Source organism: Pseudomonas sp. S49, from assembly GCF_009866785.1.
Lineage (GTDB): Bacteria > Pseudomonadota > Gammaproteobacteria > Pseudomonadales > Pseudomonadaceae > Aquipseudomonas.
Map to the genome: position 1 here is coordinate 940066 of NZ_CP019432.1, position 23033 is coordinate 963098.

At 58.3% G+C, this 23033-nt stretch carries 21 protein-coding genes and 1 other RNA gene; 10 read left to right on the forward strand and 12 right to left on the reverse strand.

Features of this window, described 5'->3' with window-relative positions:
• Positions 1–60 precede the first annotated feature (60 nt).
• Both rimJ and PspS49_RS03995 read right to left on the reverse strand, forming a co-directional pair.
• The gene (gene rimJ / locus PspS49_RS03990) at positions 61–648 is read right to left on the reverse strand and encodes a ribosomal protein S5-alanine N-acetyltransferase (RefSeq protein WP_160038245.1); all 588 of its coding nucleotides are present in this window, start codon (positions 646–648) and stop codon (positions 61–63) included.
• 261 nt (positions 649–909) lie between these two features.
• Positions 910–1281 carry a hypothetical protein gene (locus tag PspS49_RS03995; RefSeq protein WP_160038247.1) on the reverse strand — a complete coding sequence of 124 codons (372 nt, stop codon included), beginning with the start codon at positions 1279–1281 and terminating at the stop codon, positions 910–912.
• A 313-nt stretch (positions 1282–1594) separates the two neighbouring features.
• Between PspS49_RS03995 and PspS49_RS04000 the strand changes: the two genes are divergently transcribed.
• Together PspS49_RS04000 and PspS49_RS04005 are read left to right on the forward strand one after the other, a co-directional pair.
• The gene (locus tag PspS49_RS04000; protein WP_160038249.1) at positions 1595–2635 is read left to right on the forward strand and encodes a DMT family transporter; all 1041 of its coding nucleotides are present in this window, start codon (positions 1595–1597) and stop codon (positions 2633–2635) included.
• An 82-nt stretch (positions 2636–2717) separates the two neighbouring features.
• Positions 2718–3344 (forward strand): hypothetical protein, encoded by a 627-nt coding sequence (locus PspS49_RS04005; RefSeq protein WP_160038251.1) that lies wholly within the window; start codon positions 2718–2720, stop codon positions 3342–3344.
• 177 nt (positions 3345–3521) lie between these two features.
• On the opposite strand, the gene ssrA is transcribed toward PspS49_RS04005, so the two are convergent.
• The 7 genes from ssrA to PspS49_RS04040 form a co-directional block, all read right to left on the reverse strand.
• Positions 3522–3910, reverse strand: a transfer-messenger RNA (tmRNA) gene (ssrA, locus tag PspS49_RS04010).
• A 96-nt stretch (positions 3911–4006) separates the two neighbouring features.
• Positions 4007–4285, reverse strand: coding sequence for a hypothetical protein (locus PspS49_RS04015; protein WP_150774859.1), 279 nt, complete (start codon positions 4283–4285; stop codon positions 4007–4009).
• Between the two features lie 130 nt (positions 4286–4415).
• The gene (locus tag PspS49_RS04020; protein ID WP_160038253.1) at positions 4416–7226 is read right to left on the reverse strand and encodes an FAD-binding and (Fe-S)-binding domain-containing protein; all 2811 of its coding nucleotides are present in this window, start codon (positions 7224–7226) and stop codon (positions 4416–4418) included.
• Positions 7223–7894: a lactate utilization protein gene (locus PspS49_RS04025; protein WP_160038255.1), complete on the reverse strand. Its 672-nt coding sequence runs from the start codon at positions 7892–7894 to the stop codon at positions 7223–7225. The genes PspS49_RS04020 and PspS49_RS04025 overlap by 4 nt, the downstream gene beginning before the upstream one ends.
• Positions 7894–9348, reverse strand: coding sequence for a LutB/LldF family L-lactate oxidation iron-sulfur protein (locus tag PspS49_RS04030; RefSeq protein ID WP_160038257.1), 1455 nt, complete (start codon positions 9346–9348; stop codon positions 7894–7896). The genes PspS49_RS04025 and PspS49_RS04030 overlap by 1 nt, the downstream gene beginning before the upstream one ends.
• Positions 9345–10169 carry a (Fe-S)-binding protein gene (locus tag PspS49_RS04035; protein ID WP_160038259.1) on the reverse strand — a complete coding sequence of 275 codons (825 nt, stop codon included), beginning with the start codon at positions 10167–10169 and terminating at the stop codon, positions 9345–9347. The genes PspS49_RS04030 and PspS49_RS04035 overlap by 4 nt, the downstream gene beginning before the upstream one ends.
• Before the next feature lie 173 nt (positions 10170–10342).
• Positions 10343–12037: a lactate permease LctP family transporter gene (locus PspS49_RS04040; RefSeq protein WP_160038261.1), complete on the reverse strand. Its 1695-nt coding sequence runs from the start codon at positions 12035–12037 to the stop codon at positions 10343–10345.
• 262 nt (positions 12038–12299) lie between these two features.
• Between PspS49_RS04040 and PspS49_RS04045 the strand changes: the two genes are divergently transcribed.
• Entirely contained in the window at positions 12300–13067 is a 768-nt protein-coding gene (locus PspS49_RS04045) for an FCD domain-containing protein (RefSeq protein WP_007915207.1), read from the forward strand.
• A 119-nt stretch (positions 13068–13186) separates the two neighbouring features.
• On the opposite strand, the gene smpB is transcribed toward PspS49_RS04045, so the two are convergent.
• The gene (gene smpB, locus PspS49_RS04050; RefSeq protein ID WP_008088297.1) at positions 13187–13669 is read right to left on the reverse strand and encodes an SsrA-binding protein SmpB; all 483 of its coding nucleotides are present in this window, start codon (positions 13667–13669) and stop codon (positions 13187–13189) included.
• Positions 13670–13788: 119 nt separating this feature from the next.
• Between smpB and PspS49_RS04055 the strand changes: the two genes are divergently transcribed.
• From PspS49_RS04055 to PspS49_RS04065, 3 genes are read left to right on the forward strand one after another with little or no spacing between them, the layout of a single operon-like run.
• Positions 13789–15192, forward strand: coding sequence for a sodium-dependent transporter (locus PspS49_RS04055; RefSeq protein ID WP_150749595.1), 1404 nt, complete (start codon positions 13789–13791; stop codon positions 15190–15192).
• Positions 15193–15199: 7 nt separating this feature from the next.
• Positions 15200–15634 carry a type II toxin-antitoxin system RatA family toxin gene (locus PspS49_RS04060; protein WP_016986510.1) on the forward strand — a complete coding sequence of 145 codons (435 nt, stop codon included), beginning with the start codon at positions 15200–15202 and terminating at the stop codon, positions 15632–15634.
• Positions 15627–15941 (forward strand): RnfH family protein, encoded by a 315-nt coding sequence (locus PspS49_RS04065; protein WP_137219101.1) that lies wholly within the window; start codon positions 15627–15629, stop codon positions 15939–15941. Before PspS49_RS04060 ends, PspS49_RS04065 begins: the two co-directional genes overlap by 8 nt.
• A 59-nt stretch (positions 15942–16000) precedes the next feature.
• Here the strand turns inward: PspS49_RS04065 and PspS49_RS04070 are convergent, their stop codons facing one another.
• A complete protein-coding gene (locus PspS49_RS04070; RefSeq protein ID WP_007915215.1) occupies positions 16001–16528 on the reverse strand; it encodes an outer membrane protein assembly factor BamE in 528 nt (175 codons plus the stop codon).
• Between the two features lie 97 nt (positions 16529–16625).
• Between PspS49_RS04070 and fur the strand changes: the two genes are divergently transcribed.
• On the forward strand, positions 16626–17030 hold the full coding sequence (gene fur, locus PspS49_RS04075; protein WP_007915216.1) for a ferric iron uptake transcriptional regulator: 405 nt from the start codon (positions 16626–16628) through the stop codon (positions 17028–17030).
• Between the two features lie 75 nt (positions 17031–17105).
• Here the strand turns inward: fur and recN are convergent, their stop codons facing one another.
• Positions 17106–18779 carry a DNA repair protein RecN gene (gene recN / locus PspS49_RS04080; protein ID WP_160038263.1) on the reverse strand — a complete coding sequence of 558 codons (1674 nt, stop codon included), beginning with the start codon at positions 18777–18779 and terminating at the stop codon, positions 17106–17108.
• Between the two features lie 240 nt (positions 18780–19019).
• On the opposite strand from recN, the gene grpE reads away from it, so the two are divergent.
• The 3 genes from grpE (at position 19020) to dnaJ (ending at position 23027) form a co-directional block, all read left to right on the forward strand.
• Entirely contained in the window at positions 19020–19586 is a 567-nt protein-coding gene (gene grpE, locus PspS49_RS04085; protein WP_007915219.1) for a nucleotide exchange factor GrpE, read from the forward strand.
• 102 nt (positions 19587–19688) lie between these two features.
• Positions 19689–21605, forward strand: a complete 1917-nt coding sequence (gene dnaK, locus PspS49_RS04090) for a molecular chaperone DnaK (protein ID WP_007915221.1) — start codon at positions 19689–19691, stop codon at positions 21603–21605.
• A gap of 297 nt (positions 21606–21902) precedes the next feature.
• Positions 21903–23027 carry a molecular chaperone DnaJ gene (gene dnaJ / locus PspS49_RS04095; protein WP_007915222.1) on the forward strand — a complete coding sequence of 375 codons (1125 nt, stop codon included), beginning with the start codon at positions 21903–21905 and terminating at the stop codon, positions 23025–23027.
• Positions 23028–23033: the final 6 nt, after the last annotated feature.

Here is a 23033-nt window from a genome sequence, read left to right on the forward strand (position 1 = left end):
GGCAACCGGAAGGGGCGGGAGCCTGAGCATACGTCGGCAATCCTGAATAAATTGTGAAGCTCAGGCCAGTCGTCGCGACCAACGCTTTTCCGGCGTTTCGAACAGCGGATTGACCAGCGCCGTCAGCACGTGGTCCTGCCAGCGCCCGGCAATGTTCAGATACGCCTTGGCGTAACCCTCGCGTTCAAAGCCCAACCGCTCAAGCAAACGCTCACTGCGCTCGTTGCCGGGAATGTAGTTGGCCATGATCCGGTGCAGGTTCTGGATATCGAACATGTAAGCGATGCCAGCTTCCAGCGCTTCCTGCATCAGGCCCTGACCCTGTTGGGCCTCATCGATGTGATAGCCCAGATAACACGCCTGAAAGGCACCACGAATGATGCCGCTGAAGTTGCACGCGCCGATCATTTGCTGGCCGTCCGGCGTCAGCAGCGCGAAGTGCATGGCCAGCCCGGCCTCGAAGGCGCTGGCCTGTATTTCAAGGCGCCGGCGAATCTGCTCGGTGGAAAAATATTCGGTGGTGCGGATAGGCGACCATGGCGCGAGGTGGCGTTGGTTGCGTCGGTAGAACTCGCTTTCAAGGTCGGCCTGGTCCGGTGCGAGTATCGCGAGCGTCAGGCGTTGGTAGGGCAGGGTCAACAGCGGCATCGGATGCTCCGGAGTGGGGGATCTTCCGGCAGGTTGGCGCACTCGCCTGTGGGAGAGCAAGCCCTCGCAGGTTGGAGCGGTAAATTCGAGGCAAAAAAAAGCCCGCAGGAGCGCGGGCGAACCGTAGTTTCTTGAATGAGCGAGCGGACTGTACAAGGCTTGGCCACGTAGCTGCAGTGAAGAAAAATTCATCTCGATGGGCGGCTCGGCGTTGTCCGATGCTCACCCGAGCGACGGGGCGACTCGTACAGGTTTCACCCGTCAATGGCGGGTTTCAGGCCCGCAGGTTTGCGGTCCCTGCGGATCAAGATTGTCCCGCGCCCGGCAGACCAGGATCTCGGCCAGTGCGCTCAGTTGCTTCATGGCCACCGCCACATGGCGTTTCGAACCGTCGAACTCATCGGCAAGGTTTGCGCTGATGGCGACGAGGGAGTCGAGGATCTCGCTGGCGTGGGTGAGCAGGGTCAGTGTGTCGACATCGTCACGCACCCTGATGAGTTGATTGAGCGGGACGCTACGCCGCCGACGGGTCGCCTCGGTGCGTGCGGTGGTATTCGACTGAGTTTGGGTGCTGGAAGCGGGCGCGTCGGAAGATGCCGAGCCAACCAGCGAAAGTTGTGGGGTCTTTTTCATGACGTAGCTCCGTGGAGTGAACATTCACTGCAATTGCGGCTGCCAAACCGTCCGTTGGATGGCAGTGGTCGTGGAGCGTAACGCCCTGAGGAACTGTCCACCAGTTCATCAAAGTCGACGCGTGTTGCGGGAATTTTCCTAGGACGTTCGGTGTGGGAAGGACGGCATGGCGACAAAACCAGACGGCAGTCGCGGTGATCACGGAAAGCCATCTGAAGCATGTAGTCAGCGGGCGGAACGGTCACATAATTCTCACCTGAGTTCTGCCATGATTGTCACCGGTATTTCATCGGCCCGAGCGAGTGATCCCGTCATGAATGTGAGCATCCTCTACGCTTTGGTTGCGGCAGCATTGTTTGGCGCCAGTACGCCACTCGCCAAGCTGTTGGGCGTACAGATTTCACCGATTCTATTGGCCGGTTTGCTCTATCTGGGCAGCGGGCTGGGTTTGACCATCCTGCGTTTTGCCCGCGATCGAGGCTGGCAGCGTTCCGGACTAGGAGCCGGCGAATGGCCGTGGCTAGTCGGTGCCATCGGCTTCGGCGGCGTGCTGGCACCGGTGGTGTTGATGTTCGGTTTGACCCGAACGTCCGGCGCGAGCGCGTCACTGATGCTCAATCTGGAATCAGTGCTCACGGCGCTGCTGGCGTGGGTAGTGTTCAAGGAAAACGCCGATCGGCGAATCGTGATCGGCATGCTCGCCATCGTGGCTGGCGGTGTCGTGTTGTCCTGGCCGCAAGAAGCCGTGTCGGCGCAAGACTGGACAGGGCCGCTGGCCGTCGCGTTCGCCTGCTTTTGCTGGGCCATCGATAACAACCTGACACGTAAGGTGTCTGCCTCGGATGCACTGTTTATCGCGGGCAGCAAAGGTCTTGTGGCGGGAGTGGTCAACTGCGGCCTCGCCTTGTTCATCGGCAAACAACTGCCCGCAACCGCCTCGCTGGTGCCCATCCTGCTGGTCGGGTTTCTCGGTTACGGGGTCAGCCTGGTGATGTTCGTCCTCGCCCTGCGTGGGCTGGGCAGTGCACGCACCGGCGCGTACTTTTCCACCGCGCCGTTTCTGGGCGCAGCTATCTCGATTCTGCTGCTGGGCGAGTCGGTGTCGCTGATGTTCCTGCTCGCTGCGGCGTTAATGGCCGTGGGGGTATGGATTCACTTGATGGAGAACCATATTCATGAGCATCAGCACGAACGGCTCGAGCATGATCATCGCCACACACACGACGAGCATCACCAGCATACGCACGGGTTTGACTGGGATGGAACGGAGCCGCACAGCCATCCGCATGTGCATACGCCGATGCGTCACCGGCATGCACATTTTCCGGATATTCATCACCGGCATGAGCACTGATTGAATGTCGAAAGTCTGTCAATTGATATCACTGTGATATCATTTTTTGCCAGTTTCTTCAGTCTTTCATTCGAGTCATTCCATGAAACCCTTTTTCCTGCTGCCCCTTGTGACCCTCTTTTCGACTGTCAGCGTTGCCGCTGCACCCTCACCAGTGGCGTCATTTGCCGCTTGTGACGATCACTCACTGGCCGTTGTGCAATCACCATTGATCAAGGATCTGGTGCCGAACTCTGTCGAAAATGGCCAGATCAAATTGTCCGGCGGTACCAAGAGCGACATGGGGCAGCGCTGGATGTTCGCCAAGCCGGTCGAGATCGATGGCATGTCGTTGACCGGCTTCTACGCCGAAGATATGGACCTGATGGGCACGCGCATCATCAGTTGGGGCTTCTACGCCAAACAGACGCCGAATGAACTCCACACTCAGCTGGAAAAAGCGGGCGGACCACGCATGGAGATGTCGCAGGGACTCTACGCTCGTGCGGAAATCTGGTCTCATGGCAAATCCAGCTGGCAGCCGGAAGATCCTGCCGCTACTGCCGGTAAGCTGGTGGTCGACAGTGCTGAGCGGGTGTTCTTGATCGAACCGGCTCCGGAAGAGCTGAGTGCTGGGAGTAAGGGGATGTTTACTTGCTCGATTCAAGGCAAGGTCAATGAAGCGATGCTCAAGTCCAGTCGTCCGGATTTGGTTAGTGTTGCTCATTGATGGGGCATGAGTGCAGGTAGGAAAAAGGACGACATTGTGTCGTCCTTTTTTGTAGGTTGGCGGAGCATCGCCGGGGTTATCGAGCCTGAAGATTGCAGGCTGCGGTCGTGGATCCCCGGTTTGGCTGATGTCCAGATGCAACAAAGCCCGCACTTGGCGGGCCTTGTTGTTGAGAGTTGGTGGAGCCGGGGGGATTTGAACCCCCGTCCGCCAGTACTCCGCTGTCGGTACTACATGCGTAGCCGTTTCTATTAAGTTAACCCTCAGCGACCCGAAGGGCAGGGTGCTTTGGGCGAGTTGTGTAAGTTTTAGCCGCTTCGTCCACAACGTACTGCACGGCGATTCTGTTCTATATGACAATCATTTTGGGTTTACAGACATCCCCTGATGATTGCTGGACCCGAAGGTACCAGGAGCATTGTCAGCTGCAATTAAGCAGCGAGAGCAACACCGTATTGGTCGTCATTGGCAACTATAAGTAGTTGCAACAGTGGATTTACGACTTCTGTTACCAAGTCGGCATGCACCTAGAGTTTCGCAACCGGCGTCGAATCCTAAACGGCCCCGAACTCATTGCTCAGTACATCTGTTTGAGCAACAAGCCTGCGCAGTGTACGCCAATCGGCCCGCGAGGCCAACCCGAAGGTTGGCCGGGACGCTGATCAGTTGTTGGTACCGGTGGATTTGCGCAGTTCCACGATGGTTTGCGAGGTTTCCGCAATGCAATCGTCGATTTTGCCTTGAGCCTTGAGCGCCTCGGCCTTGCTCACACTGGCGTTAGCACGCTGACTCAGTTCCGGGTTCGCTGACAGCTGGCCCTTGGCATTGTTGATGGTCTGAATATTGACTTCACACAGGTCGTCAGGCTTGTCAGCAGCAAACGAAGTGGACGCCATCATCGATGCAGTAACGAACAGACCTAACAGTACAGAACGTTTCATGTGTATCTCCTTGAACCGAGTGGGTCCAGACTTCGCTGGCCGTCAGGACGGGCAACCGTATGGAAGAAAAACCCCGATCAGTCGGGGTTATTCTGTGGACTACAGTCGAACTCAAGGGTTCTATTTTTCTTCAGCAGGCCTTCGCCCGGGTCACTCGATCCACCAGATAGACCAGTCCGTGGTAGTCAATCCCGCCATGTTGCGTCAGACCGATCTCGCAGGTGCGGCTGGTGGAAATCCCCTCGCTGCAATGCTGCACCGTATCCTTGAGCGTGCGCAGCGAGTGGCTGTTCAGCTCCGGCGTGGTGAAGCCTTTGTCGCCGGCAAATCCGCAGCAGTGAATGCCTTCCGGGATCACCACGTTCTTGCTGCATTTGCGCGCCAGATCGATCAACGCCTGGCTTTCGCCCAGATGTTGCGTGCTGCACGTCACGTGCACCGCAATCGGCGCGTCTTGCGGGGTGAAGTCGAGTCGTTCGAGCAGGTGCGTACGGATGAAGCGCACCGGGTCGTACAGATCCAGACGGGTTTCTCCTACGTCCTGAACCAGTCGCAACGTGCACGGACTGGTGTCGCAGTAAATCGGATCGAGACCGCCGCGACTGGCGTGGAGCAATGCACTGATCAACTCCTGACGCTTGTGTTCGGCTTGTTCGGCGTAGCCTTTCGAGGCAAAGGGCTGACCGCAGCATAGGTTGTCCTGATTGTCCGGGAAGACCACTTGGTAGCCGGCCTTTTCCAGCAGCCCACGGGTTTTGTCGTACAGCGACATCTGCTCTTTGTCACCTGCCGCCGGGCCCATGACTCGTGACACGCAAGCAGCCAGATAGACCACGCGCGGGCGTTCATCTGACGCGCTCGGGCTGAAGCGAATCGCTTTTTCCGGTTGCGGCATCGCATTCGTCCACAACGGCACCTGGCCTTTGGACAGTCGCGTAATCGTTGCTGAAAGTTTCGCCAGACGCGGCGCCCCGAGCAGCATCCGCGCGCCGTTGGCCACGTGCAGGGTGAAGCGTGCGCCTTGCAGGGTCTTGGCGAAATTTCCTTCGATCCAGTCAGCGGTTTTCTGATGCGTTGCGTGTCGGCCGCGCAGCTTTTTCACCAGCTCGCCGGTATTGATGCCTACAGGACAGCGTTGCGCACACAGACCGGTGGCGGCGCAGGTTTCGATGCCTTGGTACTCGTAAGCTTCTTCCAGTTCTCGGGTGTCGATGCCGGCGCGTTTTTTCGCCTGAATATCGCGCCAGATCACAATGCGCTGGCGCGGGCTCAGGGTCAGTCCTTTCGACGGGCAAACCGGCTCGCAGAAGCCGCACTCAATGCACTTATCGACAATCTCATCCGCCGCCGGTAGCGGTTTCAGATGCTTGAGGTGGATCTGCGGATCTTCGCTGAGCACCACGTCCGGGTTGAGAATACCGTTCGGATCGAGCAGACGTTTGAGCTGCCACATCAACTGATAGGCGTCGCTGCCCCATTCCAGTTCCACGAACGGCGCCATGTTGCGGCCGGTGCCGTGTTCGGCTTTCAACGAGCCGCCGAACTCCACGGCGACCAGTTGCGCGACGTCGTCCATGAACGCTTGATAGCGTGCGACTTCTTCCGGGTTGTTGAAGCCTTGGGTGAAGACGAAGTGCAGATTGCCTTCCAGCGCGTGTCCGAAAAGGATCGCCTCATCGTAGGAATGTTTGTCGAACAGCTCGATCAAGCGATTGACGCCAATGGCCAGTTGTTCGACCGGGAAGGTTACGTCTTCGATGATCACCGTGGTGCCGGTTTTGCGCACCGCGCCGACGGCGGGGAAGGTGTCCTTGCGGATCGCCCAGAGCTTGGCGTTTTCGGCAGGGTCTTCGGTGAAGTCGACCTGCTTTTCTACCGGGAAGCCACTGAGCGAGGCCATGATTTGCGCCAGTTGTTCCTGCAGTAAAGTGGAAGACGCGGCGCGGGATTCGATCAGCAATGCGCAGGCATTGTTCGACAGCTGTTGTACGAAAGCGGGCATGCCCGGTTTATCCTGCACCGAGCGCAGACTGCGGCGATCCAGCAGCTCAACTGCAGACACCGGCTGGCTTTTCAGCACGGTGACCGCGTTGCAGCAGGTCTCCACATCCGGGAAGACGATCAGCGCCGAGGCTTTGTTCGGGTGATCGATCACTGTGTCGTAGGTCACTGCGCTGATAAAACCGAGGGTGCCTTCGGAGCCGACCAGCAAATGGCTCAAGATATCCACAGGCTCATCGAAATCCACCAGGGCATTCAGCGACAGGCCGGTGGTATTTTTCAGACGGTATTTGTGGCGGATTCTTGCAGCCAGTTCGGCGTTGGCGCGGGTCTCGCGGCCCAAGGTAGCCAAGCGCTCCAGCAACTCGCCGTGACTGTTGCGAAACGCGGCGACACTGGCAGCGTCTTCGGTATCCAGACGTGTGCCATCGGCCAGCACCAGGCGAATCCCGGCCAGCGTGTGGTAGGTGTTTTGCGCGGTGCCGCAGCACATGCCGCTGGCGTTGTTGGCGACGATCCCGCCAATCTTGCAGGCGTTGATCGAAGCCGGATCCGGGCCGATCTTGCGCCCGAACGGTGCCAGCCATGCGTTGGCTTGCGCACCGATCACCCCCGGTTGCAGGCGGATTTGCATGCCTTGGCCACGAATCTCGCGCGCGTTCCAGTTATCTCCAAGCACGATCAAAACGGAATCGCTGATCGCCTGACCCGACAGACTGGTGCCCGCCGCACGGAAGGTCACTGGAACATGGTCGCGCTGAGCCAGTTTCAGCAGTGCCACGACTTCATCTTCAGACTCGACGCGGATCACCAGTTGCGGAATCAGCCGATAAAAACTGGCATCAGTACCAAAGGCCAGAGTCGATAACGGATCATCAAAGCGGCGCTCCGCCGGAATCAGTTGTTGCGCATCACGCAGGAAATTCACTGGAAGCGTCATTGGTCCTCCAGGATCAGAACCACCAGGTCTTTCGGGCCGTGGGCACCGTAAGCCAGCACTTGCTCGATGTCGGCAGTTTTCGACGGACCGGACACCAGCAATGCGTTGGTTGGCATGCCTTGCGCCCATTTGAATTCGTGTTGCACCTGATAGAAGTTGTCGCGGATTTCACTGGCCTTGAGCAGGGCGAAATGCACCGGCGGCACCAGGCTCATCAGTCGTGGTTCCTCGCGGGTTGGCCACATAATCAAACTGCCGGTAGCGGCGATGGCGCCGAGGGTGCCGGTGAGGCTGGCCGGGGTGTCGTTGAACAGTTCGGCTTTCCACTCTTCCATCGGCCGGTCGTAGGACTTCAGCGCTGGCAGATCAGGATTGTTCGCCCAATGCTGTGTGATGCGTTGCCCGTGCGCTGTCGTCGGCGCGATCAACAGGCTCGGCAACTGGCGATCACGCAGCAATTGCGCAAGCAGCGCCGGCCATTCTGCGTCCGAGGTCAGGTGGATTTCGGTGTGCACCGCTTCCATCAATTTGCGCAGTTGCGGGATGCGTTGTTCGGCGCTGTAGGTGTAAGGCTGCGTCACCAGATCGACATCGAAGTTGTCGGCAATCGGCGTGGTGCCGGTCAGACTTTTCCGCAGCTTGCCGAGGATATTTTGCTTGGCGCTCATCAGCGGTCTCCCTGTTTGGCCAGATGCTCACGGGCCATGTCGTGCAGTGAGCGGGCGGCGGGTTTCGGCGCGCTGTGGTTTTGTGTCCATGGGCCGACATTGCTCGGAGTCAGCGCCCGCAGGCGCGTGGCGAAGAAGCCGAACAATCGATACAAGGTTGGCGAGCTGTTGAGCTTGGCCCAGGCGTTCCAGATAAAGCGTTCCTTGCGCGAATACTTGCTGCCCTGACCGCGCATCACTTGATTCGGGCTGTCCGGGGCTTTGACGTTCTCTTCGCGCAGGCGTCGCAGGATCGCCGGAATCGGAATTTTTACCGGGCAGACTTCACCGCAGGCACCGCACAGCGACGAAGCACTCGGGTGATCCGGAACCTTGGCCAGACCGACCATGTGCGGGGTGATGATTTTGCCGATCGGCCCCGGATACACCTCGCCGTAGGTGTGACCACCGACGCGGGTATAAACCGGGCAATGGTTCATGCAAGCGCCGCAGCGGATGCAATTCAGGGTCTGGCGCAATTCACTGTCGGCGAAAGCCTGGCTGCGACCGTTGTCGAGCAGCACCAGATGGACTTCCTGTGGGCCGTCGAGTTCGTGCTCCTTGCGCGGGCTGGAGATCATGTTGACGTAAGTGGTGATCGGAATGCCCAGCGCCGAGCGGGTCAGCAGTGACAGCAGCGGCACCACGTCACGCAGGTTTTCCACGACTTTTTCGATGCCGGTGACGGCGATGTGCACCGGCGGCACGGTGGTGGTCATGCGCCCGTTGCCTTCGTTTTCCACCAGCAGCAGGGTGCCGGTTTCGGCGACGGCGAAGTTGACACCGGAGACGCCGATGTCCGCTTCGAAGAATTTCTGCCGCAGGACTCTGCGACCGATCTGAATGAGTTGGTCAACGTCCTTGGTGTATTCCACGCCAAGTTTGTCGTGGAACAAGGACGCGACCTGACCGGCATTCTTGTGGATCGCCGGCATAATGATGTGTGAAGGCTTCTCGTGGTCGAGCTGGACGATGTATTCCCCCATGTCGGACTCCAGACATTCAATGTCCCGAGCCTCGAGGAAATGGTTCATCTCCATCTCTTCGCTGACCATCGATTTGCCCTTGATCACTTGCCGCGCCTCGTGAGCGCGGATGATCGATAAGACGATGCCATTGGCCTCGTCCACCGTTTCCGCCCAGTGCACTGTCACACCGTTGCGGGTCAGGTTCTGTTCCAGTTGCTCGAGCAGGTCGGGCAACTTGGACAGCGCGCGGGCCTTGATCGAATTGCCCAGTGCGCGCAAATGTTCTCTTTCATGGGGATCACTGAAAGCGGCTGCCCGCTTGACCATCAGTGAGTCCATGGCAGTGCGGAAGTTGTTCCGCAGCTGCTGATCACCCAAGGCGTTGTGTGCCCGGGTGCGGAAATCTTCTTCTACGGCGACCGTAGGAATAATCGCGGAAGTGCTCATTGCGCACCCCCGGTTCGTTGCCACAAGAAGCTGGCGAGATGTTGCCCGCGCAGCGCTTCTTTTTGTTTCTCCAATGCGCCGTTGATGTTCATCAAACAGCCACAGTCGGCGCTCAACACCTTGTGCGCGCCGGAATCCTTCAACGCTTTGGTCTTGTCAGCCACCATCGCGCCGGAAATGTCTGGCATACGGACGCTGAATGTCCCACCGAAGCCACAGCATTCGCTTTCGTGGTCATGGTTGACCCGTTCCACGTTGCTCAACTGCGCCAACAACTCGCGGCCGTGCAGGTGGGTGTTCATTTCGCGACGTGCCGAACACGAAGTGTGCAGCGCGACTTTGACCGGCTCGCCGCTGTCCTTGAGCTGCACCTTGCAGACGAACAGCAGAAACTCGGCCAGTTCATAGGTGCGGGCCGCGAGGGCCTGAACCTGTTTCAACGTTTCCGGCTCGTCCTTGAACAAGTCGGCGTAATGCTCGCGCAGCATGCCGGCGCAGGAACCCGACGGCACCACCACCGGATAATCCCCGGCAAACAGCGCCAGTTGCGAGCGCGCTACCGTCCGTGCCTGCTCGGTGTAACCCGAGGTGTAGGCCGGTTGCCCGCAGCAACTCTGCCCTTGCGGATACTCGACCCGGATCCCTTCGCGCTCCAGCAAGTGGATCGCGTCCATCCCGGCTTCGGGGTAGAACAGATCGACCACGCACGTGCCGAACAGGTAGACCCGCGCCGGTTTCTCGCTGGGGTATTGCCGAGGTTCGGGCAGTGGCGGTGCCACACGGGTCGCGTTTGGCACGGCGTTGTAAAAAAGCTCGCTCATCAGGCGTGTCTCCGGGTGGGCCCGGTTATCCGTCTGTTGCGGCTGCTGAAATATAGAGAGAGTTGCTTTCAGCAGCCTTACAGACCGGGTTGTGAATTGCTGACGCCGAAATCACGGATCGGCGTCGGTTATTTCCATGCTTCTTGTAGACGTTTTGTAGGTTTCTTATTGGTTTAGTGCACCAGCATGCCGGTGAACCAGTAGGCCTGGGCCAGGGTGATCAAACCGACAATCGTTGCAAAGAATAGGCTGTGCTTGAGGGTGAAGCGGAACAGATCCGATTCCTTGCCCACCAGCCCGGTCGCGGCGCAGGCCACGGCGATCGATTGTGGCGAGATCATCTTGCCGGTCACGCCGCCGCTGGTGTTCGCTGCAACTAGCAGGGTGTCATTGACGCCGATCTGGTGCGCAGTGGTCGCTTGCAGCGAACTGAACAGGGCGTTGGACGAAGTATCCGAACCAGTGAGGAACACGCCGAGCCAGCCGAGGAATGGCGAGAAGAACGGGAACGCTGCGCCCGTACCGGCCAGTACCAGCGCCATGGTCGAAGACATGCCGGAGTAGTTGGTGACGAAAGCGAACGCCAGCACCATGCCGATCGACAGGATTGGCCAGCGCAGTTCGTAGAAGGTCTCTTTCAAAGTGGTCAGACCAGTTTTGAAATTGATCTTCAGCACCAGCATCGAGATCAGTGCCGAGAAGAAAATCGCGGTGCCGGTCGCGGAAATCGGATCAAGTTTGAACACCGCAGGGATTGCTGTTGGAGCGGCCACAATCGGTGCGGTCTTGATCACCAGTTGATCAAGGTGCGGAATCGCGAAGTTGAACACCCAGCTGTACATCGAACCGCCAGCGGCGAACATCGCTTTGAAAGGCTTCAGCGTCCAGATCGTTACCAGCACGGTGAGGATCAGGAACGGCGACCACGCTTTGAAAATTTCCCCGAGGCTGTAAGGCGAAGCCACGGTGGTGCGCTTTTGACCGAAACCGCCGACGCTGGCGGTCACCACCGAAGCGGAAACGGCGCCGGCGATGTGTTGGCCGGCGGCGCGTTTCGGCTGCCAGACCTTCAGGAACAGGGTCAGGGAAATAAGGCTGGCCAGGGCCGAGGTGATGTCCGGCAGTTCCGGGCCAATGAAGTTCGAGGTGAAGTATTGGGTGATGGCGAAGCTCAAGCCTGCAACCAGTGCAGCCGGCCAGGTTTCACGCACGCCACGCAGGCCGTCCATCATGAACACCAGCCAGAACGGTACGAACAGCGACAGCAGTGGCAGTTGGCGACCGGTCATGGCGCCGATCTTGAACGCGTCGATGCCGGTGACTTGCCCGGCAACAATGATCGGAATCCCCAGGGCACCAAACGCCACTGGTGCGGTGTTGGCGATCAGGCACAGGCCGGCGGCGTACAGCGGGTTGAAGCCCAGTCCGACCAGCAGTGCGGCAGTAATCGCTACGGGCGCGCCGAAACCGGCGGCACCCTCCAGGAACGCACCGAAGCAGAAACCGATCAGCAGCACTTGCAGGCGCTGGTCGTCAGTAATCGATAACACCGAACTGCGAATGACCTCGAACTGACCACTTTTGACCGTCAGTTTGTAGAGGAATACCGCTGCGACAATGATCCAGGCAATCGGCCACAGACCGTAGGCGAAACCATAGCCGGCGGCGGCGAAAGCCATATCGACCGGCATCTGGAACGCGAAGATTGCCACGGCAATCGACAGGGCGAGGGTGATGCTCCCGGCCACGTGGCCTTTGAGGCGGAACACCGCCAGCGCGAGAAAGAAGAAAACGATGGGAATGACGGCCGCGAGTGCGGATACGCCGAGACTGCCGAGCGGGCTGTAGAGCTGTTGCCAGGTTTGCATATGGGGTGGCCCCTAATTGTTGTTGGTCAGGCACTGTCAGCGTTCTTGGATAATTGGTAATACCAATTTACAATCGCTGTTGGCTAGGGTAAAAGCCTTGATGTCGGTGTGTCAATTTGCCGCGTTAAAACTTTTGTCGAACAAGCGGTGCAGATCGCATCTGATCCGGTTTCTGCAAGTAGCGTCTGGTAGGTGTCGACAAGGCGCCGATAGGCCAGAATAGAGAGCCCGGCGAGCGGTCGGGATCGTGGAGAAATGAGTTATGGGGTTTGATCAGATACGTCAGCGCCGTTTGTCTGACGATATTGTCGAGCGACTTGAGGGGATGATCCTTGAGGGCACGCTGAAGTCCGGTGAGCGGCTGCCGGCGGAGCGCACGCTCGCCGAACAATTTGGCGTATCACGGCCGTCGCTGCGCGAAGCGATTCAGAAACTGGCGGCCAAAGGGCTGCTGGTCAGTCGCCAGGGCGGCGGCAATTATGTGGTGGAAAGCCTCGGGTCGACGTTCAGTGATCCGCTGTTGCAGCTGCTTGAAAGCAACCCCGAGGCACAACGCGATCTACTGGAATTTCGGCACACTCTGGAGGCATCGTGCGCCTATTACGCTGCATTGCGCGCTACTGATGTGGATCGCGAGCGCTTGACCGCAGCGTTCGAAGAACTACAGGACTGCTATTCGCGTCACGATGAAGTCAGCCGGGCGGAGGAGGGCGCGGCGGATGCGAAATTCCATCTGGCAATTGCCGAAGCCAGCCATAACGCGGTGTTGCTGCACACTATTCGCGGGCTGTTCGATCTGCTCAAACGTAATGTGGTCACCAACATCGGCGGCATGTACAAGCAGCGCACGGAAACCCGCGACATGCTGATCACCCAGCATCGGGAATTGTATCTGGCGATTATCGAAGGTCGTGCGGAGCAGGCGCGGGAAGTCTCCAGCCGACATATTTTGTATGTGCAGGAGGTGCTGGAAGAGGTGCGGCAGGAAGTTCAGCGCATGGCTCGGGCGGAGCGGCGCAAGGGGATGTGATCAGTTATTTCTGTGTTGATGCTGCAATAGCTTTCGCGAGCAGGCTCGCTCCCACATTGAAATGCACTCCAAATGTGGGAGCGAGCCTGCTCGCGAATACACTTTAAAGGCAGAAGAAATTAATCTTCCTTGCCCTTGTTGCGCACGGCACGCTGCAGCTCACGACCGGCATCGCGTTCGCGCTCGGTGTCACGCTTGTCGTATTCCTTCTTGCCCTTGCCCAGAGCAATTTCGCACTTGACCATGTGCTTGCTCCAGTACCAGGACAGGCAGACGCAGGCGTAACCCTTTTGCTGCACCATCGCTGCAAGCTTTTCCAGCTCGCGGCGGTTGAGCAGCAATTTGCGTGTGCGCACCGGGTCGGCGATGACGTGGGTGCTTGCGGTCATCAGAGGCGTGATGTGGCTGCCGAGCAACCACGCTTCGCCATCCTTGAGCAGGACATAGCTGTCGACCAGCTGTAGCTTGCTTGCCCGCAGACTTTTTACTTCCCAGCCGGCCAGGACCAGACCAGCCTCGAACTTATGCTCGATGAAGTAATCGTGTCGCGCCTTTTTGTTCTGCGCGATGGTCCCTGTTGGGTGTTTCTTCTGTTTAGCCATAGGGGCGGCATTATATGGAGATAAACCGCTGTCGGCTACGGTGATGCTGCGTGCTTGAGCAGGTTGAGTGAATCCCGGACAATGCGGCCTCTTTTTCTAACGCTTGGGCGTGATAAACGATGTCGACAGACAAGGTTTCTGTCCACGGCAGTTGGGCTAGCCGCTGGGTATTCATACTCGCCGCGACCGGTTCGGCCGTGGGACTGGGTAGTATCTGGAAGTTCCCCTACATGGTCGGGGTCTACGGCGGCGGTGCCTTTGTGCTGATGTTTCTGGCGTGTATCGCGCTGATCGGCATACCGGTCATGCTCGCGGAAACCCTGATCGGCCGGCGCGCCCGGCAGAGTCCGGCGAACGCCTTGAAGGTGCTGGCGCTGGAAGCCGGGCACTCGGGCAAGTGGTCGTGGGGCGCATTTGCCGGGATGATCACGGCATTGCTGATCCTGTCTTTCTACAGTGTGGTCGGCGGCTGGTCGCTGGATTACATCGTCGACATGGGGCGCGGCGACTTCCAGGGCGCGACGGCCGATCAGGTCGGCGCCTATTTCGGCAATGTCATCTCTAATCCATGGCGCCTGACACTTTGGCACACGATTTTCATGCTGCTGTCAGCCTATGTGATCGCCAAAGGCGTGGTTGCCGGACTTGAGCGCAGCTTGCGCATCATGATGCCGCTGCTGTTCGTGATGATCCTGGTATTGCTGGGTTACAGCATGACCACCGGGCATTTCATGGAAGGCGTGCATTTCATGTTCGACTTCCACCCGGAAAAAGTCCTCGACGGCTTGTTGCCAGCGATGGGCCACGCGTTCTTCTCGCTGAGCGTCGGTGTCGGCTCGATCATGATCTACGGCGCTTACATGCCGAAAAGTTCGTCGCTGTCCGGCACGGTTGTCGGCGTGGCGCTGCTTGATACCTTTGTGTCGCTGGTCGCCGGTCTGGCCTTGTTCCCGATTGTGTTTGCCGGGGGGCTGAACCCTAGCGAAGGACCAGGCTTGATGTTCGTCAGCCTGCCATTTGCCTTTGGTAATGTGGCTTTTGGTCAATTGATGGGCGTGGTGTTCTTTGTGCTGGTGGCGATTGCGGCCTGGAGTTCGGCGATTTCGCTTCTGGAACCGATGGTTGCCTATCTGGTTGAACGCACGAAAGTCAGTCGCGCCTGGGTAACCTTCTGGCTGGCATTCATCTGCTGGTTCGTCGGTCTGGGCACAGTGTTCTCCTTCAATATCTGGAAGGAAGCCAAATTTTTCGTGAACGAAGGCGGGATGTTCCACCTCTACCAATGGGGTGCGCAGAGCGGTCTGGACTTCTTTGGCGTGATCGATTTCTTCACCTCGCGGATCATGTTGCCGCTCGGTGGCCTGTGTTTCGTGCTGTTTGCTGGATGGGTGATGGGGCGTGAAGCGGTACGCGACGAGTTGTCGATCCGCAACCCGGTACTGTTCGCCCTGTCTTTGTTCTTGATGCGCTACGTGGCGCCCATCGGCATTCTTGTAGTGTTTGCCGCTCAGCTCTGGAAGTAACGCTCACATGACGACACATATTCAACGATCGGCATTGCTGCCGTACCCGGCGCAATTTCTCTACGACCTGGTGAATGACGTGGCACGCTACCCGGAATTTCTGCCGTGGTGCTCGTCGGCCGAGGTACTGGAAAGCTCGCCGGAGCATATGCGCGCCAGTGTTGGCGTAGCGAAGGGTGGTCTCAGCCAGCATTTCGTGACGCGTAATACGCTGGTGCCAGGGCAGTCGATCGAGATGAACCTTGAAGAGGGGCCGTTCAATCAGTTGCACGGTGTCTGGGTGTTCAAGGTGTTGAACGAGAAGGCCTGCAAGATCAGTCTGGATCTGTCTTTCGACTATGCCGGGCCGCTGGTGCGCGCGACGTTGGGGCCGCTGTTCAATCAGGCCGCCAATACGCTGGTGGACGCGTTTTGCCAGCGCGCCAAGCAGATGCATGGTTGAGCCGGTGATCGAGATAGAGGTGGTGTACGCGGCCGTGGATCGTCAGGTTTTGCGCTCGGTTAGCATAAATGACGGCGCAACGGTGCGGGCTGCGGTGCTTGCGTCGGGTATCGGTGGCGAGTTCCCTGAGCTGAATCTGGCGGAATGTCCATTGGGCATTTTTGGCAAAGTGGTTACTGACCCGGATTCGCGGCTGATTCAGGCAGGGGAGCGCATCGAGATTTACCGTCCATTGCTGGCCGATCCGAAAGAGGTACGGCGTCTGCGTGCGGCCAAGGCTGCCGAAGCCAAGGCCCGAAACGCGTAAAAACCAAATCGCAGACAATAAAAAACCCGGAGTTTCCGGGTTTTTTATTGTCTCGCCAATTATTGCGGCGAGGTGTCCAGCGGCTCTGGTGTCGGAACCGGAACGGTTTCTACACCATCGACGTCCTTCTGGATCTGATCCAGCAAGGAACCTGGCTTCACCGGTTTTTCCGGTGTTGGCTTCTCGGCGTTTTCAGCAGGAGCGGTCACCGTAGTGCCACTGTCCTTGCCGAGAATGGCTTCGTCACGGCTTACGCCCGGCATAAAGTCACCGGACAGGCTGACAAGCTGGTCGTTTGAGTTGAAAATAACGCTGATGCGTTCCTGTTGGCGTTCACCGCCACCCGGTTGCAGGCTGTACAGATAATCCCAGCGATCGGCATGGAACGTGTCGACAAGCAGAGGGTTACCCATGATAAACCGTACTTGCGGCCGGGTCATTCCCGGGCGTAACTGGTCTATCATGTCCTGCGTGACGACATTGCCCTGCTGGATGTCGATTTTGTAAACCCCGGGGAATGAACAACCGGCGAGTGCGAGCAGTCCCACAAAGGTGAAACTGGTTAGCAAGAGCTTGGTGTTTTGCATCGGTGGGCGACTTCCACTATCTTGGCTGGGACAACGTAAACGCCGATCATACCCGCATTAAGAGAAGCTGCGAAGCAGCATCGCGAGAAAGCTGACCATGGTTGAAAATAGCGAACTACGCAAAGCCGGCCTTAAAGTGACCCTGCCACGGGTCAAGATCCTGCAAATGCTCGACTCCACCGAGCAGCGCCACATGAGTGCCGAGGACGTCTACAAGGCGTTGATGGAAGCTGGTGAGGACGTCGGTCTGGCCACGGTTTACCGTGTTCTGACCCAGTTCGAAGCGGCTGGCCTCGTGGTCCGTCACAACTTCGACGGTGGCCATGCGGTTTTCGAGTTGGCCGACAGTGGTCACCACGACCACATGGTTAACGTGGAAACCGGTGAGGTTGTCGAATTCGTCAGCCCGGAAATCGAAAAGCTTCAGAAGGCAATTGCCGAGGAACACGGTGTCGAGTTGGTGGATCACAACCTGGTGCTGTACATCCGCAAGAAAAAGTAAGCATGTCGCGCGAATTTCATATTCGCGAAACGAACGAAGGCGACCCAAGGGTCGCCTTCGTGCTTTCTGTCGTTGTCAAACCTTGGCGGTCACAACCATTTTTTTCGCGTGGGCCAGGGATTCCTTGGTCAGATCGATGCCGCCGAGCATCCGCGCCACTTCTTCTATGCGCTCGTTCTTGCTCAGTTTGGAGACGGCGGTGTGCGTCGCCTGTTCGCCCCGCACCTTGTGCACGAACAGATGCTGATGACCCTGCGCTGCCACCTGAGGCAAGTGCGTCACGGTCAGTACCTGGCCGCGATCCCCGAGACGGCGCAGCAGCTGGCCGACAATTTCAGCGGTAGGGCCACCAATGCCGACGTCCACTTCGTCGAACACCAGCGTCGGAACACGGGATGTCTGTGCGGTGATGACCTGAATCGCCAGGCTGATCCGTGACAGTTCGCCACCAGAAGCGACTTTTGCCAGCGCCTTCAGTGGTTGGCCCGGGTTGGCGCTGACCAGCAATTCGACCTGTTCCAGCCCGTTGGGCAGCAATTCGTCGCTGCTATTGGCCTTTAATTCAATGGTGAATCGACCTCCGGGCATGCCCAGACGCTGAATTTCCTGTTCAACCGCGCTGGCGAGACTGCCGGCAGCCTGATGACGCAAGTCGCTCAGTTCCCGCGCCTTCTCTTGATAGTGGCGGGCGTAGGAAGCCAGTTCTTCTCCCAGGCGCTCGATGGACTCGTCATTGGCGTTGAGGGTTTCTATCTCATCCAGCAACTTCTGCTGCATTTCCCCGACCTCGGTCGGCTGAATCCGGTGTTTGCGTGCCAGCGTGTAGATCGCGTCGAGACGCTCTTCCAGATATTGCAGGCGCGCCGGATCGGCATCGAAGTTGTCGAGGAAGCGGTTGAGTTCGCCGACGGCCTCTTCGACCTGGATCTGCGCGCTGGTCAGTAGGCTGCTGGCTTCGCCCAATGCGCCGACGGAGTTATTCACGCTCGACAGGCGATTGAGGCTGGCGGTCAGTGCGTTCAGCACATTGCCGGAATCGCTTTCGCTGCATTGCTCGACCACTTGCCGACAAATGCCCAGCAGGGTCTCGGCGTTGGTCAGGTTTTTGTGTTCCTGCTCCAGTTGCTCAAGTTCGTTATCGCCGAGGCCGAGGTTTTCCAGCTCTTCGAGTTGATAGCTCAGCAATTGATGGCGCGCGCGTTGTTCGTCGCCGGAGTTGGAAAGGCGCTCCAGTTCCTGGCGAGTCTGGCGCCAGCGCTGGGCGGCGAGCTGAACCTGGCGGGCCAGATCTGTAGCGCCGGCGTACTCGTCCAGCAACCGACGATGGGTATCGGTTTTCAGCAGGGATTGGTGTTCGTGCTGGCTGTGGATATCGATCAATAACTCGCCCAGCGACTTGAGATCGCCCAGTGGGCAAGGGGTGCCGTTGATGTAGCCGCGCGAGCGACCTTCCGACGTGATTACCCGGCGCAGAATGCACGGGCCGTCAGTTTCCAGATCGCGCTCGGCCAGCCACGTGCTGGCTTCAGGGATGTCGGCCAGATCGAAGGTCGCAAGGATATCGGCCTTGTCGGCACCGGGGCGAACCACGCCGCTGTCGGCACGATCACCAAGGGTCAGGCCCAGGGCGTCGAGCATGATCGACTTGCCGGCGCCGGTTTCCCCTGTGATCACGCTCATCCCGCGATCGAGTTCGAGATCGAGATGTTCAACGATGGCGTAGTTATGTACGGACAGGTGCACCAGCATAAAGGCCGCTCCCAGGCTTTAGGTCTGGTTATTTATACAGTGTTTTGTTTCGGGCTGACAATGCCCTCCCTTAGCTCGATTCGCTTGAACATAAAAACTGCTTAGCGCATTCAGGAATGAGAATGTGGCACTTTTTTGTAGGGTTAATGGTTGAAAGCCCTTGAAGCCTGATTTTGCGGCCCCATATATCGGGGCAGAAGCGCGAGTCAGGCTCGCGGACGAAATTGAAAGGAGAATTCTATGGCTGACGAACAGACAGTAGATACGCAAAACCCAGAAGCCAATCAGGCGCCCGAAGGTTCGGGTGATGACCTGGCGACCCGTGTACAAGTGCTCGAAGAGCAATTGGCCGCCGCGCAGGATCAGTCTCTGCGTGTTGCTGCCGATCTGCAGAACGTCCGTCGCCGTGCCGAGCAGGATGTCGAGAAGGCGCACAAGTTTGCCCTGGAAAAATTCGCCGGCGACCTGTTGCCGATCGTCGACAGTCTGGAGCGCGGCCTTGAGCTGTCGAACCCGGACGACGAAAGCATCCGTCCGATGCGCGAAGGCATCGAGCTGACGCTGAAAATGTTCCACGACACCCTCAAGCGTTATCAGCTGGAAGCGATCGACCCGCATGGCGAGCCGTTCAACGCCGTTCAGCATCAGGCGATGGCCATGCAGGAAAGCGCCGACGTAGAACCGAACAGCGTTCTGAAGGTGTTCCAGAAGGGCTACCAGCTCAACGGTCGCCTGTTGCGCCCGGCCATGGTTGTGGTCAGCAAGGCGCCTGCGCCAATTTCGCCTTCGATCGACGAGAAGGCTTGAAATTAGCCGCAAGGCCCCCATTTAGAAGTCAAGCGTTTAAGTATTACCGCAGTTAGCCACCACTGCTGCGGCAACAAAATCCAAAGTTTCGGGAGAGTTAACATGGGCAAAATTATCGGTATCGACCTGGGGACTACCAACTCCTGCGTCTCCGTGCTGGAAAACGGCAAAGCAAAAGTTATCGAAAACGCTGAAGGCGCGCGTACCACGCCGTCGATCATCGCTTACGCCAACGATGGCGAAATCCTGGTAGGTCAGTCGGCCAAGCGTCAGGCTGTGACCAACCCGCACAACACTCTGTACGCGGTAAAGCGTCTGATCGGTCGTCGTTTCGACGAAGAAGTTGTGCAGAAAGACATCCAGATGGTCCCTTACAAGATCGTCAAGGCTGACAACAACGACGCCTGGGTTGAAGTGAACGGCCAGAAAATGGCGCCGCCACAAATCTCGGCTGAAATCCTGAAAAAGATGAAGAAGACCGCCGAAGACTACCTCGGCGAGACCGTGACCGAAGCGGTGATCACCGTTCCGGCCTACTTCAACGACAGCCAGCGTCAGGCGACCAAAGACGCCGGCCGCATTGCTGGTCTGGACGTAAAACGTATCATCAACGAACCAACCGCAGCCGCTCTGGCTTACGGTATGGACAAGGCCAAGGGCGATCACACCGTGATCGTTTATGACCTGGGTGGCGGTACGTTCGACGTTTCCGTGATCGAGATCGCTGAAGTAGACGGCGAGCACCAGTTCGAAGTACTGGCTACCAACGGTGACACGTTCCTCGGCGGTGAAGACTTTGACATTCGTCTGATCGACTACCTCGTTGACGAATTCAAGAAAGAAAGCGGCATGAACCTCAAAGGTGACCCGCTGGCCATGCAGCGCCTGAAAGAAGCCGCTGAGAAAGCCAAGATCGAGCTGTCGTCCGCTCAGTCGACCGACGTCAACCTGCCGTACATCACTGCAGACGCGACCGGTCCTAAGCACCTGAACGTGAAGATCTCGCGTGCCAAGCTCGAAGCACTGGTTGAAGACCTGGTTCAGCGCACCATCGAACCTTGCCGTATCGCCATGAAAGACGCAGGTCTGGACGTTGGCGCGATCAACGACGTGATCCTGGTCGGTGGTCAGACCCGTATGCCGCTGGTTCAGAAGCTGGTTACTGATTTCTTCGGTAAAGAAGCTCGCAAAGACGTTAACCCGGACGAAGCTGTTGCCATGGGTGCTGCGATTCAGGGCGCTGTTCTGGCCGGTGACGTGAAAGACGTTCTGCTGCTCGACGTCAGCCCGCTGACCCTGGGTATCGAAACCATGGGTGGCGTGATGACTGCGCTGATCGAGAAAAACACCACGATTCCTACCAAGAAATCGCAAGTGTTCTCGACTGCCGACGACAACCAGGGTGCTGTGACCATTCACGTGCTGCAGGGCGAGCGTAAGCAAGCCACTCAGAACAAGTCCCTGGGCAAGTTCGACCTGGCCGACATTCCACCAGCTCCACGTGGTGTGCCGCAGATCGAAGTGACCTTCGACATCGACGCTAACGGCATTCTGCACGTTGGCGCGAAAGACAAGGCTACCGGCAAGACCCAGTCGATCGTGATCAAGGCCAACTCCGGTCTGTCCGACGAAGAAATCGAGCGCATGGTGCGTGACGCCGAAGCCAACGCTGAGGAAGACCGCAAGTTCGAAGAGCTGGCCGCTGCCCGTAACCAGGGTGACGCACTGGTTCACTCGACTCGCAAAATGATTGCCGACGCGGGCGACAAAGTCACCGCCGAAGAGAAGACTGCGATCGAAGCCGCTGTGGTTGCTCTGGAAGCTGCTGTCAAAGGCGACGACAAGGCTGCTATCGAAGCCAAGGTTGAAGAGCTGTCGAAAGTCTCCGCTCCGGTTGCTCAGAAGATGTACGCCGAACAGGCTCAGCCAGCTGATGGTGCAGCCCCGCAAGGCGAATCGGCTGAGAAGGCTGACGACGTTGTCGATGCAGAGTTCGAAGAAGTCAAAGACCACAAGTAAGTTGTTGGTCGGCCGGTTGACTGCCTTTAGGCAGTGACTGGTAGGATGTCGCCGCGCGGGAGCTAGCTCCCGCGTTGGCGTATCTGGAATACGCGAATTTTTACAGCATGCGACAAGCCTCGTGTGTTGCTGGTATGGCCGGGAATGCTCCTGCTTTCCGTGCCGCAAGTACCACAAGAAACAAAGACCAGGATCGTTGAATTGACGTGAGTTGGGTCCGGGCCTGTATTGGGGCTCAACGAGTTTGACGATCCTCAGGAGGGGTTTGTCGGACGTCCTCAAGAGTGCAGAAGACTTATGGCAAAGCGTGACTATTACGAAGTGTTGGGTGTTGAGCGCGGCTCAAGCGATGCGGACCTGAAGAAGGCTTACCGTCGTCTGGCGATGAAGCATCACCCGGACCGTAATCCCGATGACAAAGCGTCGGAAGAAATGTTCAAAGAGGCCAACGAGGCCTATGAAGTGCTGTCCGACTCGAGCAAGCGTGCGGCGTACGACCAGTACGGTCATGCCGGTGTCGACCCGAGCATGGGTGGCGGTGGCGCCGGTTTCGGCGGTCAGAATTTCTCGGACATCTTTGGTGATGTCTTCAGTGATTTCTTCGGTGGCGGTCGCGGCGGTTCCCGTGGCGGCGCTCAGCGTGGCAGCGACTTGCGCTACACCCTGGAGCTGAATCTGGAAGAAGCGGTGCGCGGCACGACCGTGAATATCCGTGTTCCGACATTGGTCAACTGCAAGCCGTGCGATGGTTCTGGCGCTAAGAAAGGCTCCTCGCCATCGACGTGCCCGACTTGCGGCGGCATCGGTCAGGTGCGCATGCAGCAGGGCTTCTTCTCGGTGCAGCAGACCTGCCCGCGTTGCCATGGCCAAGGCAAGATCATTTCTGATCCGTGCGACTCCTGCCACGGTGACGGTCGCGTCGAAGAGTACAAAACCTTGTCGGTCAAAGTGCCGGCCGGCGTTGATACCGGTGACCGCATTCGTCTGTCCGGCGAAGGCGAGGCGGGTACTCAGGGTGGTCCGACGGGCGACCTTTACGTGGTCATCAATGTCCGCGAGCACGACATCTTCCAGCGCGATGGCAAGCATCTGTTCTGCGAAGTGCCGATCAGCTTTGTTGATGCAGCCTTGGGCGGCGAGCTGGAAATTCCGACCCTCGACGGTCGCGTCAAACTGAAAATCCCTGAAGGCACCCAGACCGGCAAGCAGTTCCGCGTACGCGGCAAAGGCGTGGCGCCGGTGCGTGGCGGCGGTGCGGGCGACTTGATGTGCCGTGTGGCCGTCGAGACCCCGGTCAACCTGAACCGTCGTCAGCGCGAATTGCTGGAAGAGTTCCGCAGTTCGCTGGCGGACGACAACAGCCATTCACCGAAAACCACCGGTTGGTTTGACGGTGTGAAGCGCTTCTTCGGCGATCTGTAAGGAGTC